The sequence below is a fragment of the Frankia sp. CcMO1 genome (genome assembly GCF_977945845.1).
On the sequence record NZ_CDWTMG010000007.1, the window covers coordinates 33,761 to 51,583 of the forward strand.

The 17,823-nt window shown below is 69.9% G+C and carries 14 protein-coding genes and 1 pseudogene; 13 read left to right on the forward strand and 2 right to left on the reverse strand.

What is annotated here, in order from left to right; all coding sequences use genetic code 11:
* Positions 1-164: 164 nt before the first annotated feature.
* Entirely contained in the window at positions 165-2,123 is a 1,959-nt protein-coding gene (locus AC08OU_RS02245; RefSeq protein WP_476598861.1) for a DUF7800 domain-containing protein, read from the forward strand.
* Positions 2,124-2,187: 64 nt separating this feature from the next.
* On the opposite strand, the gene AC08OU_RS02250 is transcribed toward AC08OU_RS02245, so the two are convergent.
* Together AC08OU_RS02250 and AC08OU_RS02255 are read right to left on the reverse strand one after the other, a co-directional pair.
* Positions 2,188-2,937 (reverse strand): ABC transporter substrate-binding protein, encoded by a 750-nt coding sequence (locus AC08OU_RS02250; protein ID WP_476598859.1) that lies wholly within the window; start codon positions 2,935-2,937, stop codon positions 2,188-2,190.
* A gap of 55 nt (positions 2,938-2,992) precedes the next feature.
* Positions 2,993-3,571: pseudogene (locus AC08OU_RS02255) on the reverse strand (ABC transporter substrate-binding protein); the annotation flags it as partial.
* A gap of 541 nt (positions 3,572-4,112) precedes the next feature.
* Between AC08OU_RS02255 and AC08OU_RS02260 the strand changes: the two are divergent.
* The 12 genes from AC08OU_RS02260 to AC08OU_RS02315 all read left to right on the forward strand — a co-directional run bounded on the left by AC08OU_RS02260 (position 4,113) and on the right by AC08OU_RS02315 (position 17,585).
* Entirely contained in the window at positions 4,113-6,989 is a 2,877-nt protein-coding gene (locus tag AC08OU_RS02260) for a sensor histidine kinase (protein ID WP_476598857.1), read from the forward strand.
* Positions 6,986-7,390, forward strand: coding sequence for a roadblock/LC7 domain-containing protein (locus AC08OU_RS02265; protein ID WP_476598855.1), 405 nt, complete (start codon positions 6,986-6,988; stop codon positions 7,388-7,390). Before AC08OU_RS02260 ends, AC08OU_RS02265 begins: the two co-directional genes overlap by 4 nt.
* Positions 7,391-7,464: 74 nt before the next feature.
* Positions 7,465-7,824, forward strand: coding sequence for a DUF742 domain-containing protein (locus tag AC08OU_RS02270; RefSeq protein WP_462187236.1), 360 nt, complete (start codon positions 7,465-7,467; stop codon positions 7,822-7,824).
* 131 nt (positions 7,825-7,955) lie between these two features.
* Positions 7,956-8,885 carry a proline dehydrogenase family protein gene (locus AC08OU_RS02275; RefSeq protein ID WP_476598853.1) on the forward strand — a complete coding sequence of 310 codons (930 nt, stop codon included), beginning with the start codon at positions 7,956-7,958 and terminating at the stop codon, positions 8,883-8,885.
* Positions 8,886-8,989: 104 nt separating this feature from the next.
* Positions 8,990-10,741 (forward strand): L-glutamate gamma-semialdehyde dehydrogenase, encoded by a 1,752-nt coding sequence (gene pruA, locus AC08OU_RS02280; RefSeq protein WP_476598852.1) that lies wholly within the window; start codon positions 8,990-8,992, stop codon positions 10,739-10,741.
* Positions 10,742-10,969: 228 nt separating this feature from the next.
* Positions 10,970-11,098: a hypothetical protein gene (locus AC08OU_RS02285; RefSeq protein WP_476595642.1), complete on the forward strand. Its 129-nt coding sequence runs from the start codon at positions 10,970-10,972 to the stop codon at positions 11,096-11,098.
* Positions 11,099-11,149: 51 nt separating this feature from the next.
* On the forward strand, positions 11,150-11,728 hold the full coding sequence (locus AC08OU_RS02290) for a DUF5134 domain-containing protein (protein WP_476598848.1): 579 nt from the start codon (positions 11,150-11,152) through the stop codon (positions 11,726-11,728).
* 80 nt (positions 11,729-11,808) lie between these two features.
* Positions 11,809-12,501, forward strand: coding sequence for an AIM24 family protein (locus AC08OU_RS02295; RefSeq protein ID WP_476598846.1), 693 nt, complete (start codon positions 11,809-11,811; stop codon positions 12,499-12,501).
* 403 nt (positions 12,502-12,904) lie between these two features.
* Positions 12,905-13,384, forward strand: a complete 480-nt coding sequence (gene bfr / locus AC08OU_RS02300; protein ID WP_462187231.1) for a bacterioferritin — start codon at positions 12,905-12,907, stop codon at positions 13,382-13,384.
* Positions 13,385-13,769: 385 nt separating this feature from the next.
* The gene (locus AC08OU_RS02305; RefSeq protein ID WP_462187230.1) at positions 13,770-14,381 is read left to right on the forward strand and encodes a superoxide dismutase; all 612 of its coding nucleotides are present in this window, start codon (positions 13,770-13,772) and stop codon (positions 14,379-14,381) included.
* A 940-nt stretch (positions 14,382-15,321) separates the two neighbouring features.
* Positions 15,322-16,074 carry an alpha/beta hydrolase gene (locus AC08OU_RS02310; protein WP_476604216.1) on the forward strand — a complete coding sequence of 251 codons (753 nt, stop codon included), beginning with the start codon at positions 15,322-15,324 and terminating at the stop codon, positions 16,072-16,074.
* Positions 16,075-16,313: 239 nt separating this feature from the next.
* Positions 16,314-17,585: an aminoglycoside phosphotransferase family protein gene (locus AC08OU_RS02315; RefSeq protein WP_476598842.1), complete on the forward strand. Its 1,272-nt coding sequence runs from the start codon at positions 16,314-16,316 to the stop codon at positions 17,583-17,585.
* Positions 17,586-17,823 lie beyond the last annotated feature (238 nt).

The window sequence follows — 17,823 nt, forward strand, 5'->3', positions numbered from 1 at the left end:
CCGTGAACGGCGCTACACGACGAGCCTGTCGTCCGACTTCCTGGAGTGGCTCGCGTGGCGCCGTCGCCTGAAGGCGATCAGCCGAGTGTGGTCGTTAAGTAACACGCTGTCCATGCCGTGCGATAGCCGGACGTGCGTTCGTCTCGTTGGACGAGAGTGGGCGAATGACTCGTTCGCTCCTCGGCCCCATCCACCGGCACACCGAGGCAACGCGTGTCACTCTGTGGATGGAGGTCGACGCTGCTTGTGATGTCGAGGTCCGGGTCCCGCGTGGCGCACTCGCACGTGCGACGTTCGACCCGCCGGCTGGGCAGGCCCGTACCTTCGAGGTGGCCGGGCACCACTACGCAGTCGTCGTGGTCGAAGGCCTGACGCCGGGAGAGCCGGTTCCCTACGAGGTGTGGTTGACGGACGAGGTGTGGTTGACGGGCCCCGGGCCCGGAGGGCCGGCGGTCGGGTCCGAGCCGCCCACCGACGGCGCGGTGCGGGTCTGGCCGGAGCCGGGCAGGCCGCCGAGCCTGCTGCGTCCCGTCAAGGACGAGGGGCCCCTGCGGCTGGTCTTCGGCTCCTGCCGGGTGACCGCGCCGCAGGAGCAGCCGTACACCCTGAACGCCGATCAGGACAGCCGTGGACTCGGCACGGACGCGCTGCACGCCCTCGCCCTGGAACTGCCCGCGCACGACCCCGCCTCCTGGCCGGATGTCCTGCTTCTGCTCGGTGACCAGGTCTATGCCGATCATGTCTCCTCGCAGACGGCGGCGCGGCTTCGTGACCGGCGGGATGTCACCGTCCCGCCGGGGGAGGAGATCGCCGACTTCGAGGAGTACACCTGGCTGTACCAGGAGGCGTGGTCGCAGACGGACATCCGCTGGTTACTGTCAACGGTCCCGACGGCGATGATCTTTGACGATCATGATGTGCGAGACGACTGGAACATCTCCGCGGCATGGCGTACGGAGATTAGGGCCGCGCCGTGGTGGGACGCACGCGTCACCGGCGGGATCATGGCCTACTGGCTCTACCAGCACCTCGGTAACCTGGCCCCGGCCGTCCGGGAGTGTGATCCGGTGTTCCGGGCCGTGGTCGAGGCGGGAACCCCCGCAGTGCCCGAGGGCGGGGCCGCCCCGGCCAGCGTGGCCGACAGCGTGGCCGGCAGCGTGGCGGAGCAGGTGCTGCGCGCGTTCGCCCGACGGGCTGACGAGGCGGCAGACCACCCCGACGTGACCGCGGGGCGAACCGCCGCGGCCGATGGCCGGGTCGGTCCCCGTGCCGTCGCCCAGCCTGAGGGTGCCCAGCCTGAGGGCCACGGCGAACCGGCCGGCCGGGCGGTGCGATGGAGTTTCCGATGGGACCTCGGTCGGACCCGGCTGATCGTGATCGACTCCCGGTGTGCACGGGTGGTGTCCCCCGACGGTTCGCGGGCGATGATCGACGCCGTCGAGTGGGAGTGGGTGCGGGAACAGACCCTGCACGACGGCGAGGTGGATCACCTGTTGCTCGGCACCTCCGTCCCGTTCCTGCTGACACCGACGATCCACAACGTCGAGGCGGCCAGCGAGCTGATTGCGGGCGGGCGGTGGGGCCGACGGGCCGCGGCCGTGGCCGAGCGGGTCCGCCAGGCCCTCGACCTCGAACACTGGTCGGCCTTCGGCTCCTCCTTTGCCGCGATGGCGGAGCTGCTTCGGTCTATCTCGGCGGGGGAACGCGGTCCGGCGCCGGCCAGCGTGATCGTGCTGTCCGGTGACGTGCACCACGCCTATCTGGCCCGTGCCGACTTCCCGGCGCAGCCCGACCTCACCGCCGCGGCCACGGCGCCGAGCCCAGTGCGGCAGGCGGTGTGCTCGCCGTTCCGCAACCCGCTCGGTCCGGCGATCCGGCGGGTCGACGCGATCTCCCGGCGCGCTCCGCTAGCCGCATTCTCCGCGGCCTTCGCCCGCCTTGCCGGGGTGCGGGGCCGGTCCATCCGGTGGACGGTCACCCACGGACCCTGGTTCGATAGTCAGCTCGCCGTCCTCGAGCTCGACGGACGCGCGGCCCGGTTCCGGCTGGAGAAGACCGAGCCGGACGGCACCCCCGGCGGCCTCGATCCGGTGCTGGTGGCGGATCTCGCGCCGGCGAGGTGATCCGTGGACGGGCCGGGCGGAGAACGATCCGCGTACCTACTCGTTCCGTATACCTACTTGATACCTACTCGTTCCGTGTCCTGGTCCTGGTCCCTGGCGTCGACTGTGACGCCGATGTCGCCCCCGACGTCGCCCCCGATGACGGATGTCCGACAGCCGTCACGGCCGTCCCCGGCGCGGGCCACCTGACCGTCGTCGTGGCCAGGTCGCGGGGGTAGACGGTTCTGAACGTCGTACCGGTGGCCTGTTCGATCGCTGTTGCGGAAAGTGTGTTCTGGTGGGTTCCGTCGAAATGGACGCCGTTCCACGGTATGATGGTCGAACTCGCGGGTAGATTCAGGGCGGTCAACGCGGAGCGGACCAGTTCACGATCCGCACTGCCCGCGTCGTCGATTGCCTGCGCGATCGTGGTCACGGCGGTGAAGGCCTCGGCCGCATCCTCGGTCATCGGCGCCCCGAAATCGTGCAGATAGCGGTCGATTACTCTCGCGGCCAGCGGATTGGCCCGGGCGATGGGCATCGACCAGGCGACCTGACGGCTGACCCGATCGGCGAACTCGGGAACCGCGGCGAGTCGGGCGGCCTCCGCCGGGTCGCCGTACACGACAACCGCGGGTGGTATGTACCCACCATCCCGGAAAGTTTTTCCCAGAATTTCGCCCTGGCTGGGAGAAATATTCGTCAGTACAACGTCGGGTGCAGCGGTTCGCAAGGCGCCGACGGCGGCGGCCAGATCGCCGGTACCCGGCTGGCCTGTACCCGGCTGGTAGGCCACGCTCGCCACGACCGGGTAACCGGTCTCCTCGGCGAACATCTGCCACAGTCGCCTGCATATCGAGGCCGGTGGCGTCGTTGGTGTAAAGCAGGGCGACGCGTCGGCGCTCCTGGCCCGGCTGCTCGGCGTCACGCAGCAGGGACAGGAAGGTGCCGCCGTAGTCGGCCGCGTCGGGTCCGATCCGGAAGAACCAGCTCAGCCCACGTTCGGTCAGCGCCGTCAGCGGCGGGCCTCCGCTGACGAACGGGATCTGCAGGCGTTCGGCCCGCTGGCTGGCTTCCAGGGTGGCGTCCGGGGTGAACGCGCCGACGATGCCCACGACACCGTGGTTGGTCATTAAGCGTGACGTGACGTCCGCGGCCTGGCGCGGATCGCTGCTTGTGTCCAATGTCACAACAGAAAGCTGGGCCCGGCCGGATGGCCCCCAGGAACCTCTGGTCTCGTCGCCCGCCCAGCTTTCGCCGGCGTTGATGAGACGGCTGGCGAGCTCTGCTCCGCGTTGTGCGTCACGCCCCGTTTCGGGATTGCCCTGGGTCAGGGGGGCGAGCAGTCCGATCTTGACCTCGCCGGAAACTCGGGCCGGCTCGGCTTTGCCACCGCCATCGCAGGCGGCCAGCGCGACTACGGAGAGAAGCGCAAGGCCCGCGACCGTGCTTCGAAACCCGTGGATCATCGCGCTCCCCGCATGCCCGGCTCGGTGAGGAGTGAAAGCTGGCAGTGGCCAGAGGCGACACTAGTTGTTTGTCGGGCAACAACCGCAGCCGGGCTGCCCGGCAGCGCGGGTGATTGACGGGGCCGATCGTCAGGCGACCCCACCGGCGGCGGCATCGGGCGCCCACATAGTCTTTGCAGGCCAAGGCATAGTCTTTGCCGGCCGGGGCCGGGGCCGGGGCCGGGGCCGGGGCCGGGACTGGCCTGGCCTGGCCTGGCGGGACAGTTCCAGAGGGCGATCCGAGAGGGCGAGAGGTACGGATCTCGTGGTCCAGCCGGGAAGAAGGCGGGTCGCGACGGATGACCCGCCGGGGTCCTCTGTCGAGGGCCGGCATCGTGGCGCGGGCACACCCGGGGACCGGGAGCAGCTATCCCCGGTGCGGCGTCGGCGGCACTCGGCGGGGGCCTCGACCGCTACGGCTCCGACCGCCGCCGCGGCCATGACCGGGGCGGGGGAGTTCCGATCGCGTCCGTGGCGGCGGCCGCGCCTGCACGACCTCCCCGTGCGCGGGAAGCTCTTCGCGGCGTTGGCGGTGCCCATGGCGGCCTTCCTGGCGGTGGCGATTCTCGCCGGCGTGACCTGGCTGTCCGACGCCGCCAGCTACGGTCACGGGGTGACCGCGGCGAAACTCGGCCGGGACGTGACCGCGGCGGTGCACGAGATGCAGCTCGAGCGGGATCTCGCCGCGGGCTTCATCATGAGTGGGCGTGGCGCCAACCCGACCAGCAGGGCGCTGGCCGACCGGCTGAACACCGAGCAGCGTGTTGTGGACAAGGCGCTGACCCGTTTCCAGGCCTCGCTAAGGTCCTCCTCCGGCCGTCTCGGCCGAGGGGCCTCCCCGCTGTCCGCGCAGGTGCGGCAGAGCATCGCCGCACTGCCCGCGCTGCGCCAGGCCGTCCGGGGCGGGAAGCTGCCCATCGGCGCGATCCTGAGCGAGTACTCGACCACGATCAGCCGCCTGCTCGCCTTCGACCGCCGGATCGGGCAGGACAGGAACGACGACGAGCTCCGCTACTCCACCATGGTCCTCAATGACCTGTCGACCATCAAGGAGATCAACTCCCAGATCCGCGGTCAGCTCTACGCCACGGCCCTCACCGGCCGGTTCGAGTTCGGCGCCGCCGAACGGATGTCCGGTCTCCTCGCCGAGGAACAGACGGCCGAGGACGCGTTCCGCGCCGCAGCCCGCCCCAGCGACCGGATCCGCTACGATCAGATCGTCAACGGTCAGGCGCTGCTGACGGTCAAGCGCACCCCCGACCGTGCCGTCCAGCGTCAGCGACTGCCCGACCTCGGCATCGATCCCGACCAGTGGTTCGCGGCCAGCACCACCCACATCGAGCTGCTGCGCACCGTCGAGACCGGCCTGCTCGACAACGTCATCGGGTCCGCGAGCGAGCTGCGCTCCACCGCCTGGGAGCGGACCGCCATCCTCGGCGCGCTGATCATCACTATCATGGTCGGTGCGATCGTGTGGACGCTGGCGATCGCGCGCACGATGACCGGCCCCCTGCGCAGACTGCGGACGGGCGCCCTCGACGTCGCCCACGAGCGCCTTCCCCACCTGATCGAGCAGCTGCAAACCGCGTACCCGGACCAGGTCGACACGACGATCCGGTCCATCGCCATCGACTCCCGTGACGAGATCGGCGAGGTCGCGCGCACCTTCGACGAGCTGCAGCACGAGGCGGTGCGGCTGGCTACCGAACAGGCCGGCCTGCGGCGCAACGTCAACACCCTGTTCCTGAGCCTGTCCCGGCGCAGCCAGAGCCTCATCGAACGGCAGATCGCGCTCATCGACCGGCTGGAGGCCACCGAGGAGAACCCCCTCCAGCTGGAGAACCTGTTCAAGCTTGACCACCTGGCGACCCGGATGCGCCGCAACAGCGAGAACCTGCTCGTGCTCGCGGGGGCTGGACCGGGCCGGCGCCGGGCGGGTCCGGTACCGCTGGGTGACGTGCTGCAGGCCGCGATCGGCGAGATCGAGCAGTACGAACGGATCCAGATCATCGAGGTGCCGGAGGTGCAGGTTGCCGCCGACTCCGTCAACCACGTCGTCCACCTCGTCGCCGAGCTACTGGAGAACGCCGCCCAGTTCTCCCCGCCATACCTCGCGGTCGACCTCGCCGCGTCCCGCCTCGACGACGGCAGACTGCTCATCATCATCGACGACGCCGGCCTCGGGATGTCGGAGAAGGAGCTGACCGCAGCCAACCAGCGGCTGGCCGAGCCTCCGGTGTTCGACTTCTCGATCGCCCAACGCCTCGGCCTGTTCGTCGTGGCCCGCCTGGCCGCGCGGCACGACATCGCGGTGCGGCTGGCACGCTCGGATACCGGCGGGGTTCGCGCGCTCGTCCATCTGCCTGCCGTGCTGCTCGTCGCGAGCATCCCGCCTCGTGGCACCGCGCCTCGTGGCAACGGCCTAGCGGCTCCCGGCCTGGCGGCTCCCGGTGCGACGGGCCTGAACGGTCACGGTCCTACAGGTCCTACCGGTTCTGTGGGGCCTGCGGGGTCGCTCGGCGGTCCCGATACGCCGCCGGCCGGTCTCGGCTCCTACACCTCCTACACACCGACCGAGGAGTGGTTCCGGCCGCGCGGTGTCGATCTTGGCGTCGTCGGCGAGCTCGCCGACGACGCCGACTCGTCCACCGTGGCCGAGGCCGGTGGCGGGTCGCGTCTGGGCGCCGCCACGGGATCGGAGGGCGGGGCCGTCCTGCCTCCGATCGAGGAGGCGGTGGCCGCGCTCCGTCGTCGGCGCGAGCGTGGGGCGGACAGAAGGATGCGCGCCACCGCGGCGCGGCCGCCCGAGCCCTCCGAGCCCTCCGAGGAGAAGTTCAACTGGTTCACGCGAGATCCGGCACCGTCGCGTTCCGCGGTGCGCATCCCACCCGCGTCCCTCGAGCCACCCGCGTCCCTCGAGCCACCCGCGGCCGGTGGGGCGGCGTGGTCGGGCGGGGCGGTAACCGTCGGTGGGGTATCGGGCTCGGGCGAAGCGGCGGTGAGTGACCATCCCCCCATCGGGCCAGACGGTCCCAGGACCCCCTCCGGGCTGCCGATCCGCGCCCCGCAGACCCACGGGCTCCTCGGTCCGGACCCGTTGGGCACGCCCCCGTCCAGGTCCGCGACCGCTCGCCCCCCCCGATGCCGGCCCCGACCTTTTCGGCCCGGCAGCGGCGCTCACGCTGGCCCCGGAACAGCAGACGGTGGCGCCCGAACGGATCCGCGGCCGCCTGAGCCGACTGTACGAAGGCGTTCACCATGCTCGTGGTGTCAAGGGAGACCCCTGACGAGCCTGGCAGCGACGGATGACCATCCGCATCCCTCCTGCCTGCGCGCGGACACCGCACTCCCTGATTCGCATAGTCTGGAGGACGCGTGACCCGCGCGGATCCCGAGAATCCCTCGCTCGACTGGCTCGTCAACAACTTCGTCGACTTCGTGCCCGGTGTGGCCAATGCGATCGTCGCGTCCTCGGACGGGCATCTTCTCGCCGTCTGCACTGGTTTCCCGCGTGAGCGGGCGGAACGGCTGAGTTCCCTCGCGTCCGGTCTGTTCAGCCTGACCTTGGCCGCCGCCGACTTCGTGGACGGCGGCCACGTCACCCAGACCATCGTCGAGATGGCCCAGGGCTCGCTGCTGCTCATGGCCGTCGGGGAGGGGTCCTACCTGGCCGTGCTCGCCACCAACACCTGCGATATCGGGCTCGTAGGGTACGAGATGACGGTGCTCGTCGCCCGGACCCGGGAGGCGCTCATCCCGGCCCGCCGCGAAAATGTGTGACCAGGTGCCCACCAGGTGACATCCCCCATGACCCCATGACCCCATGACCCCATACCCCATGACCAGGTGACCAGGTGAACGGGGACGCGGTGGAGCCGTCGGGCGAGCTCGTGCGGCCGTACACGGCGACCCGCGGCCGGGCGCGCCCGTCCCGTCTGCTGGCGCTCGAGGCCATGGTGACCACGACACCGCTCGGCCGCGGGCGGCTGCCGGTCCTGCTTCTCGAACAGAAGTCGATCGTCGCGATGTGCGTGCAGCCTCAGTCGGTGATCGAGATCGCGGCCGAGCTGCGTTTGCCTGTGGGCGTAGTCCGCGTGCTCGTCGCCGACGCGGCGGCGGACCGCCTGGTGGAGATCTCCCAGCTCACCATGCCGACGGGAGCCCCGCAGCTCGAGTTGCTCGACCGGGTACTCGCCGGCCTGCGTCGCCTCTGAGCCGGCGCGCTCTGAGCCGGCGCGGCATTCCGCGCCGCTAGGCTGGACAGAGCATCGAGCTTACGTGAAGCTTCGGATCACACTTATTCTGTCACGTCTATTCTGTCACGTCGCCTCAGGGGACGATCGATATGATCCAAAAGCTGATGCCTCCCGTGTCCCGCCATCCGCTCACCCGCGCGCTCGTCACACGTACCCCCCTTGCCCGGGGGATCATCGATCGCTTTGTCGCCGGCCCGTCCGACGCGGACGCGGTCGCCGCGGTAGCCGGACTTGCGGACCTCGGCCTCCTGGCGACGGTGGATCTGCTCGGTGAGGACATCACCCGTGCGGAGGACGCGGCCCACACCCTGCTGGCCTACCTCGGGCTGCTCGACCTCGCCGACCGCGCGGGGATCGCCGCCGGTCTCGACGTCTCGGTGAAGCTGTCTGCGCTCGGTCAGGCCGTGCCCCGCGACGGCCGCAAGCTGTCGTACGAGAACGCCGCCGAGATCTGCGCGCGGGCAGCGGCGGCGAACGCGACGGTCACCCTGGACATGGAGGATCACACCACCACGGACTCGACGTTGGACACCCTGGTGGAGCTGCGTCGGGACTTCCCCTCCGTCGGCGCCGTCCTGCAGGCGCAGCTTCTGCGCACCGAGACGGACTGCCGTGACCTCGCCACCGCCGGGTCACGGGTGCGGCTGTGCAAGGGCGCCTACCGCGAACCGCCCGCCGTAGCCCACCAGGGACGTCCGGCTGTCGCCGCCGCGTACGCCCGCTGTCTGGGAATCTTGCTCACCGGATCGGGCTATCCCATGATTGCCACTCACGACCCCGCCCTCCTGAACCTCGCCGGCCGGTTCGCCGAGCACGTGGGACGCCTGCCCGCGACCTTCGAATACCAGTTGCTGTACGGGGTACGCCCGGTCGAGCAGCGGCGGTTGGCGTCGACCGGGGCCACGGTGCGGGTGTATGTGCCCTACGGGGCGGACTGCGTGCCGTACCTGACCCGGCGGCTGGTGGAGAGACCCACGAACCTGCTGCTCGCCGCTCGCGCGCTCCGGAGTCGGGCCTGAGATGCGGTGGGCCTGGGATTATGGGCGGGCCTGGGATGCGGGCCGGCTGAGACGCGGGCAGGCTGGACGGGGGACGGAGCGTGCGGCGGGACGAAGCAGAGCGCGTGGCGACCGGACCGGTGACGGTTCCGGTCGCGCGTAACGAACCGGTCCGTTCCTACGCCCCGGGTAGCCCGGAACGTGCCAGTCTGCGGCGGGCCCTGCTCCGGCTGGGCGGTGAACATATCGAGCTGACCAACACGATCGGGGGACACCAGCATCTCGGCGGCGGCCCGGCCCGCGACGTCGTGCAGCCTCATGCATACCGGCGGGTGCTCGGAACGCTGCGAGAGAGCACCCACGCGGACGCGGCCGAGGCGGTCGCCGCGGCGAAGAAGGCCGCCCCCGGCTGGCGGGATCTGGGTTTCGCGGGACGGGCCGCGGTGCTCCTGCGCGCCGCGGAGGCCCTCTCCGGCCCGTGGCGGGACACGTTGAACGCGGCCACCATGCTGGGCCAGTCGAAGACCTGCCAACAGGCGGAGATCGACGCCGCCTGCGAACTGATCGACTTCTGGCGGTTCAACGTGATGTTCGCCGCCGAGTTGCTGGCCGACGTGCCGGCCAGCGGGGCCGGGGAATGGAACCGGCTGGATCTGCGTCCGCTGGAGGGATTCGTCTACGCGGTCAGCCCGTTCAACTTCACCGCCATCGCCGGGAACCTGGCGACCGCGCCGGCGTTGATGGGGAACACCGTCGTCTGGAAGCCGGCTCCCACGCAGGCGTTTGCCGCGCATTTCCTGATGCGGCTGCTGGAATCGGCGGGGTTGCCGCCCGGCGTCATCAACCTCGTCGGCGGTTCGGGTGAACCGGTCAGCGACGTGGTGTTCTCCGACCCGGATCTGGCCGGCGTTCATTTCACCGGTTCTCCCGCCGTCTTCGCCCGGCTGTGGCGGTCGGTCGGCGAGAACCTGGACGGCTACCGTGCCTATCCGCGGATCGTCGGGGAGACCGGTGGCAAGGACTTCGTGGTGGCGCATTCCTCGGCCGACGTCGACGTGCTGCGTACCGCGCTGCTGCGGGGGTCCTTCGAGTACAGCGGCCAGAAATGCTCGGCGGCCTCCCGGGCGTACCTGCCCGCAAGCCTGTGGCGGCGCCTGGACGCCGAACTCGCCGCCGCGACCGAGGCACTGTCGGTGGGGGACGTCAGCGACTTCGACCATTTCACCGGTGCGGTCATCGATGCGCGCGCCTACGATCGCCTGGCCGCCGCATGCACCCGTGCTGCCAGCGATTCGACCGTCACCGTTCTCGCCGGGGCACAGTGCGACGACGCTGTCGGCTGGTTCGTCCGGCCGACGGTGCTGCTCGGCACCGATCCCGGGCGGGAATGGTTCACCCGCGAGCTGTTCGGCCCGATCCTGTCGGTTCACGTCTACGACGACAACCGGCCGGGGGCCTGGGACGACGTGCTGACACTGATCGACCGGACCTCGTCCTACGCGCTCACCGGTGCCGTCGTCGCGACCGACCGCTCGGCGATCGCCCGCGCCGAACACGTGCTGCGCTTCGCGGCCGGCAACTTCTACATCAATGACAAGCCGACCGGGGCCGTGGTCGGCCGGCAGCCGTTCGGCGGCGCTCGCCGTTCCGGCACCAACGACAAGGCCGGTTCCGCGCAGAACCTGCTGCGCTGGATCAGCCCACGGGTGATCAAGGAGAATCTCGCTCCGCCTGCCGACCACGTGTATCCCTACATGGGGCCCGGGGCCTTTGGCGTGACCGGCGACCGTGCGTCCGGTGGCGCGTCCGGTGGTGTCGTGGGTGGGCTGCCGGACGACTCCGCCGGGGGTCCCCCGGCCCCTGACCGCGCGCCCTGACTGCGGGCCCCCTGACTGCGCCCCGTGTCCGTGCCCCCGGAATCCGGTAAACGCGCAGACGTTTCCCTAAGAGGATCTTAGACTGATATTCCTGATTGGTCCGCTACCCCGGGAGACGGCATGTCCGGATCTACTCGCGAACGTCACATTTTGATCTTTTGCGGAAAATGCAACTGTGGTTGCCCGGAGCTCTTCGTCGACCACGAGGCTCCGGCGGAGCGGCGCATCGTGCTGACCGATGACTTCGGCCAGCGGATCCAGATGAGTGTCGAACAGCTCCAGGCCATCGTCGACGAGGCCCGTGCCGGCAGCATCACCGCACTGGTCGACGCCGAACTGGCCCTGGGCGTGAGCTGACGTGCGACGTGCCGTAACTGGACGGAAGCCTGGACGGGAACCCGCGGATCGGTGACACACCACCACCCGGCAGCGGCGTACGCACTGGCCCCACCACAGGCGGTGGCCGTCGTTGCCGCGGTCGCCTGCGCGTTGCTGGCGATGTTCCACGCCGGACGTCTCGCCGACGCGCTTGTGCGAGCCCGGCGGAGGGCCGTGTACCCACCGGCCGAGATTGGGCACACGGTGGTGGCCGCGGGAATGGCCGTCATGTTCGTCGGCCCACGCTGGATGACGTCGTCGGTGGTGTTCGCCGTCGCTTATCTGGCGCTGGCCGGCGTCTTCTTCCTTCTTGTCCTGACGGACCCGACCTGCGAGCCGCCGCGGTGGTCCTGCTGCTCGATGCTCGTCATCGAGGGGTTGGCGATGGCGTACATGGCCCGAGCGGACAGGTGGCCGGTCGGTGATTCGACCGGTCTGACGAATCTGACCGACTGGTTCGCGGTGATCTTCACTGTGGCGGTGCTGGCTGCTATCGGTGGCCCGCTGGTCCGCAGGGTCAGGCCGGGCTGGGTGACCCACACGCCGCCGGTGACATCGGCCACGTCCCGACTGGTCATGGCCGGCGCGATGCTGCTGATGCTGCTCTGACGGGCGGGTGCCGGTCTACCCGCCATACTCCCGTCGGTATTCCCACCGGTGTGGCCCGAACGGGTGTGGATGGGCGTTGAATGGAGGCCATGAGCCAGCCACTCGCGACCTTCGCGGGGGGCCCCGCCGCGGGCCCCCCGTTCGCCTTGGAAGAGGGCGATCGCATGCTGCGGGTACGCCTCGACGGCGGCGAGATGTACGCCAAACAGGGAGGCATGGTGGCCTATCGCGGCCGCGTCGACTTCGCCTACAAGGGCCAGGGAGTCGGTGGATTCCTGCGGCGGGCGGTTACCGGTGAGGGCCAGGACCTGATGAGGGTCGCCGGCCACGGAAGCGTCTGGTTCGCCGAGTCCGGAAGCCACATCTCGGTCTTCACGCTCGACAACGACAGCCTGACGGTCAACGGCCGCAGCCTGCTCGCGCTGGAGTCCGGCATCCGCTACAAGGTCACCACGACGTCCGGTGGCATCGGCGCCATGATCGCCGGTGGGATCTTCAACACCGAGGTTTCCGGCAGCGGCGGCGTCGCCGTGCTGTGCCTGGGCGCTCCCCTGGTGTTGTCGACGGACGAGCCGGTCTGCGTCGACCGGGATGCCGCGGTCGCCTGGACGGCGGGCATACGTACCCGGGTGGTCTCCTCGTTCAAGATAGGCAACCTCATGGGGCGTAGCTCGGGGGAGCTCGCGCAGATCGAGTACTCCGGCCGGGGGGGATTCGTCGTCGTCCAATGTGGTGAGACGCCGGCCGCCGGGACCGCCACCGATCGCCACTGACCACCACCGCCGCCACTGAACCGACTGCCGGAAGCGTGCCGGCAGGGGCTCGCCGGGCCGGCACGAAGTCGTCGCGGGGAAATGACGCCATGATTATGACGGTCCGTCGCACGCTGCCCGCGCGCTTCCTCCGTGCTGGATTTCTACCTTACAGTAAACCTTACCTGCATTTACGTTCAGGCGGATGTGAGGGGTGCGGGTTCAGGTTCGCTGCGAAATCCGTATCCGTGTGATGTGCTGTCCGCTGGAGGTTCCGCCTGTCGGCTCGCGCGGACCGTCGGAGGTCATCGCCGCTGGTTGAGGCGCCACGGCGGGTCGATCAAGCGGTGCGGGACGGGGCACTCCCTCGGTATGATGACGAGCGGCGTCCGGCCGGCGATGTCCGACAGGAGGTGGAGGTCATATGGTGACGCGTGGTGACGTGGAAATCATCGAAATTCTGAACAGTGTGCTGACGAACGAGCTCACGACCATCAACCAGTACTTTCTGCACAGTCGTATGCAACGTAACTGGGGATATCGGCGGATCGCCGAGCACTATTATCGCGAGTCGATCGACGAGATGAAGCACGCGGATCAGCTCATCGAGCGGGTGCTGTATCTCGGCGGTCTGCCGAACCTGCAGCGTCTGCACACGCTGCGTATCGGGGAGACGGTGCCCGAGCAGCTCGAGGTGGACCGGTCCGGGGAGTTCGAGGCGGTTGACCTGCTGCGCCGGGGGGTCGCACTCTGCCGGGAGCGGGGCGACGTCGGATCGGCCGTGCTCCTCGAGCGGATCCTCGTCTCCGAGGAGGAGCACATCGACTGGCTCGACGCCCAGCTGGAGCTGATCTCCCAGCTTGGTGCGGCCCATTACCTCGCCCAACAGATCCATGAGGAGTAGCGGAAGGTAATGGGCGGTGGCGAGGAATGGCGGAGTAATCCCGTTTTCGTTTCCTCGCCGTTACGCACTGTTGTTGGCGCTGCGAACGGGTCGATCCTTTGAGTGTCATGGTGTCGGGTCTCGCCATGCAAGCCCCATCCGACTGGCGATAGTGTCCAGTCGGGGGATCGCGCGGAGGATTGCAGCAGCGAAGCCGACCGTCCACAGGGTGCCGTCGAGGCGGTGCCGCGGGAGAGGAGGGAGGGCCGATGAGCATCGCCGGGTCCTGTCCGCCCCCTCCGCTCCGGGTGGCCGCCGGCTCCACCGCACCGCCCATCTGACCTCCGAGAGCTCCGTACGGGACTCCTCGGATGAATTCCTTATGAATGGAAAGGATCGTGCGCTAGTGGCGACGTACACGCTGCCGGACCTGAACTACGACTACGGTGCTCTGGAACCGTCCATTATCGGGCAGATAGTCGAACTGCACCACGACAAGCACCACGCGACCTACGTCAAGGGTGCCAATGACACTCTTGAGAAGATCGCCGAAGCGCGCGACAAGGGTGACTTCGGTGCCATCGTGGGCCTGGAGAAGACGCTCGCCTTCAACCTTTCCGGGCATATTCTCCACTCGATCTACTGGGAGAACCTCTCGCCGGACGGCGGGGACAAGCCGGACGGTGCGCTCGGTGAGGCCATCGCCGCCGACTTCGGTTCCTTCGACGCCTTCAAGGCGCAACTGAACGCGGTGACCACCACGGTGCAGGGCTCCGGGTGGGGCGTCCTGGCCTACGACGCCACCGCGCAGCGTCTGCTCATCGAGCAGGTGTACGACCACCAGAGCAACGTCGGCGTGGGCAACACCCCGCTGCTCGTGTTCGACGCCTGGGAGCATGCCTGGTACCTGCAGTACAAGAACGTCAAGGTCGACTACGTGGCGGCCCTGTGGAACGTCGTCAACTGGGCCGACGTGGCTGCCCGTTTCGTGAAGGCCAAGGGCGCGGCGGCGGCCTGACCGTGGTGCGGGTTGGTTCCCCGACGCACAGGACCGTGCCCGGAGAACCGAAATAGTTGATCATTAAACGTGCACGAACAATGTGCGCGGATCATGACAAGGGCAGCGCCTCCGGCGGTGCCCTTGTCGTCATTTTCCGGTGTTTCGGGGCGGGGTCCACGAGGTCCGGTCACCGGCTTCGCGGCCGGCTTCCCGGCTGGCCTTGCCGCCGGTCTGGCCGACCGGACACCTTTCGGTCGACGTCACGTCAGCGTCGGGCCGGCGTGTCGTGGAGTGATATACGACACACCGTGAACGGCTTGACGGCTTCCCTTCTCGCTACGCAGGGTAGTAGACATGTTCGTGGACGTGCTCCGGCCCGATCGACGCCAGTCCGAGATCCTCCCGTCGCCGTCGTCCTGGCGACGTTGTCGCTGATCTGCCGGCGGCCCCGAGCCTGCCGGCGGCCCCGAGCCGAGCGATCCGTCCCGGCCGCGGGCGGCCAGCGGTCCGGCATCCTCCGCCTCCCGGTGGGCTCCTGACGTTCGCCGGCAGGCGACGTGCGGCAGGTGGTCGTTTCCCAGGGGCCGGCTCCCGAGACCGACCGCAGCGGTACCGCCGTCGAAGAACCACCCGTCGCCGCTGCTGGTCACCCCGTACGACTCGCGAGCACGGCCGCCGCGATGTCCAGGCCGCCGTTGTCCTCGTCTCGTGGCGGGCGGCAGCCGCGTGTTACTCCGGTCGCCGGGCCGTCGGACCGATCATCGGCGGGCCGGACACCTTCCCTCTCCTACTCTTCAAGCCCTTTCCTGGTCTCCGAGGCGAGATCAACGATTGATGTCGCCTCGACGCCGCGCCCGCGGCACGTCCGGCCCGCCTGCCGCGACGATCCGTTCCGTCCGAAGGAGATCTGGCGCCGATGCCGTCGCCGACCACTCAGTTGTCCGTCGATGATCTACGGATGGCCTCGCCCACCTCGTCCGCGGCGGGCAGGCAATCCCGCGCCCGCGCCATCGTCGGTCCGCAGCGGGGCAGCTCCGTCGCGCCAACCGCAGGCAGGCCGGCCGCGACACCCACCGTCTCTCCGGCGTCGATCGTCTCTCCGGCCTCCACTGCCGTCCCGGCCGCGATCCCGGTTCCGTCGACGCGTCGGCTCCCGGCGCCCTCTCCCGCCTCCGGCGGGGCACCCGGGGAATATGTGCGCGCGGTGGTCGCGGTGCTGCTCGGGCGCGGTGAGCAGGCCGGCCCGTTCCACCTTCTCGCCGATCGGCTCGCGCTGGACGGCTACCTGGTGACCGTCGTTCCCGACGGTGGCCGCCGGGTGCCCGCGGTGGCCGAGAACCGGGTGCCGGGCGTCCCGTTCGTCCTCCTCGGTTCCGACACGGGGGCCCTCGCGGCGCTGGCGATGGCCGCCTCCCCTGCGGTACGCCCCGACGGTGTGATCCTGGTCGGCCTGCCGCTCCTGCAGGTTCCCGTCGCGGGGGTGGCCATCGAGGAACCGTTGCCGCGTGCCCTGCCCGACCTCCCGATCCTGCTCATCCACGGTGCGCAGGACAAGGTCAGCCCGCTACCCCTGATCCGGATGACGACGCGCACCGCGTCCCGGGCGGAGCTCGTGGTCGTCCCGGGCGGCCACGATGTGCTGACGGGTCCGGGGCGTCGCAGCGTCGCCGCGCGGACCCTGCTCTTCCTGGAGTCCCTCCGCGAGGCCTGACCCCCGGCGAGCCTGCCGGCCCGGAGCCGGCAGCGGGTCGCGATCGTCGCCGCCCGCATACTCGGCACGGCCGTTCGGCCCACTCGGTGAGGGCCGAACGGCCATCCGGGCGTGACATCCGGCGGATCGGCTGGTCCGTCCCGGCAGGGCACCGTTGACGACACCGCCGCCGGACCCCTGCGGGTCCTGGCCAACCGTCGTCTACTCCCTGTTACTCTCCGTTGCCTCCGGGAGAGATCATGTCCGCCGCAGAGGTTCTGACCGCTGAGACCGCTCTGACCCCTCCCGCTCCGCCGAGTTTCCTCGGCGGGCCAACCCCCACGCTGCACACCGTGGAGACGACGACCGCGCTGCTGTTCTTCGTGGGCGAGCGGGTCTACAAGATGCCCAAACCCGTCATGGCCGGATCCGTGGACCTGCGACGGCGGCAGGCGCGGGAAGAGGCCTGCCAGACCGAGGTGGCCCTCAACCGGCGGCTGGCGCCGGACGTGTACCTCGCCGTCGCGGACGTCCGCGACGAGGCCGACCTCCTGCGCGATCACATGGTCGTCATGCGTCGGCTGCCCGTCGCGCGCCGCCTGACGACGCTGGTCGAGCGGGGCGGGTGGGTCGATCAACAGCTGCGTGACCTCGCGCGCCGACTCGCGGCGTTCCACGAGAGCTGCGAGACCTCGGCCCGGATCGGTGCGGCGGGCAGCCTGGCGGCTATGCAGGCTCGCTGGCTGGACCTGCTGCGCGCCGTCGCGCCGTTTCGCGGCGAGGTCCTGGCCGCCGATGTCGTCGACGAGATCGAGCGACTCGCGCTGCGCTACCTCGCCGGGCGGGCTCCGCTGCTGGCTGAGCGGCGGCGGGCCGGCCGGATCCGGGACGGTCACGGCGATCTCATCGCCGACCACGTCTTCTGCCTGTCCGACGGCGTACGGGTGATCGACTGCCTGGCGTCCGACCGGCAGGGCCGGATCGGTGACGTGTCGGCCGACGCCGCGTGCCTCGCGATGGACCTGGAGCGGCTCGGCGCGCCGGACGAGGCGCGCCGGTTCCTGGCCTGGTACCGGGAGTTCTCCGCCGAGACGCATCCGGTGTCGCTGGACCATCACTACATTGCCTACCAGGCGGTCGTCCACGCCAAGATCGCCTGTTTGCGGCACAACCAGGGTGAGCCGGGCGCCGCCGAGCAGGCGGCGCGGTTGGCCGCGATCGCCCTCGACCACCTGCGCCGCGGCCGCGTCCGCCTCGTCCTTGAGGGGTCGATCAGCGACGAGCAGGCCATCGCCGTCTCCCGGCCCGCCGAGGATGTGGATGGCGTGGGCGTGGGCGTGGGCGTGGGGGTAGGCGTGGAGGTGAACGGGGCCGGGGCGGAAGCGTGGGCGGGGGCGCTGTGCCGCGCGCGAGAGGCGCTGATACACGGCGAGACCGTCGTGCTGGACATCTCCTCCGCCCGTCCCGACGATCTTGTCCGGATCGCGGCGCTGGCTGAGAAGACGGCCGCGGATCTGGTGCGGTCCCGCTGACGCAGCCGATCCGGACACCCGACCCGGACCGGGAAGTGATCCGCGCCGAGGAGTGTTCCCGCTGGTTCCGGCGATACGAGCCCCCCATCGTTGCTTAGAGTAATCGGATCGGGGTGAAGCGCGTACGCTTAGTTGCCGTGACGACTGTAACGTCGCCGCCACCCGCGCAGAGTGGGGGAGCCCCCTCGGCCGGTCGCCGGGCGACCGCGCGTCGTCGCCGTGGCGGTGGGGAGCCCGG

Coding starts and splice junctions, on each gene's coding strand:
- AC08OU_RS02245 (WP_476598861.1), top strand. CDS start 165: ATGACTCGTTCGCTCCTCGGCCCCATCCACCGGCACACCGAGGCAACG.
- AC08OU_RS02250 (WP_476598859.1), bottom strand. CDS start 2,937: ATGTTCGCCGAGGAGACCGGTTACCCGGTCGTGGCGAGCGTGGCCTAC.
- AC08OU_RS02275 (WP_476598853.1), top strand. CDS start 7,956: ATGATCCAAAAGCTGATGCCTCCCGTGTCCCGCCATCCGCTCACCCGC.
- AC08OU_RS02295 (WP_476598846.1), top strand. CDS start 11,809: ATGGAGGCCATGAGCCAGCCACTCGCGACCTTCGCGGGGGGCCCCGCC.
- bfr (WP_462187231.1), top strand. CDS start 12,905: ATGGTGACGCGTGGTGACGTGGAAATCATCGAAATTCTGAACAGTGTG.
- AC08OU_RS02310 (WP_476604216.1), top strand. CDS start 15,322: ATGGCCTCGCCCACCTCGTCCGCGGCGGGCAGGCAATCCCGCGCCCGC.
- AC08OU_RS02315 (WP_476598842.1), top strand. CDS start 16,314: ATGTCCGCCGCAGAGGTTCTGACCGCTGAGACCGCTCTGACCCCTCCC.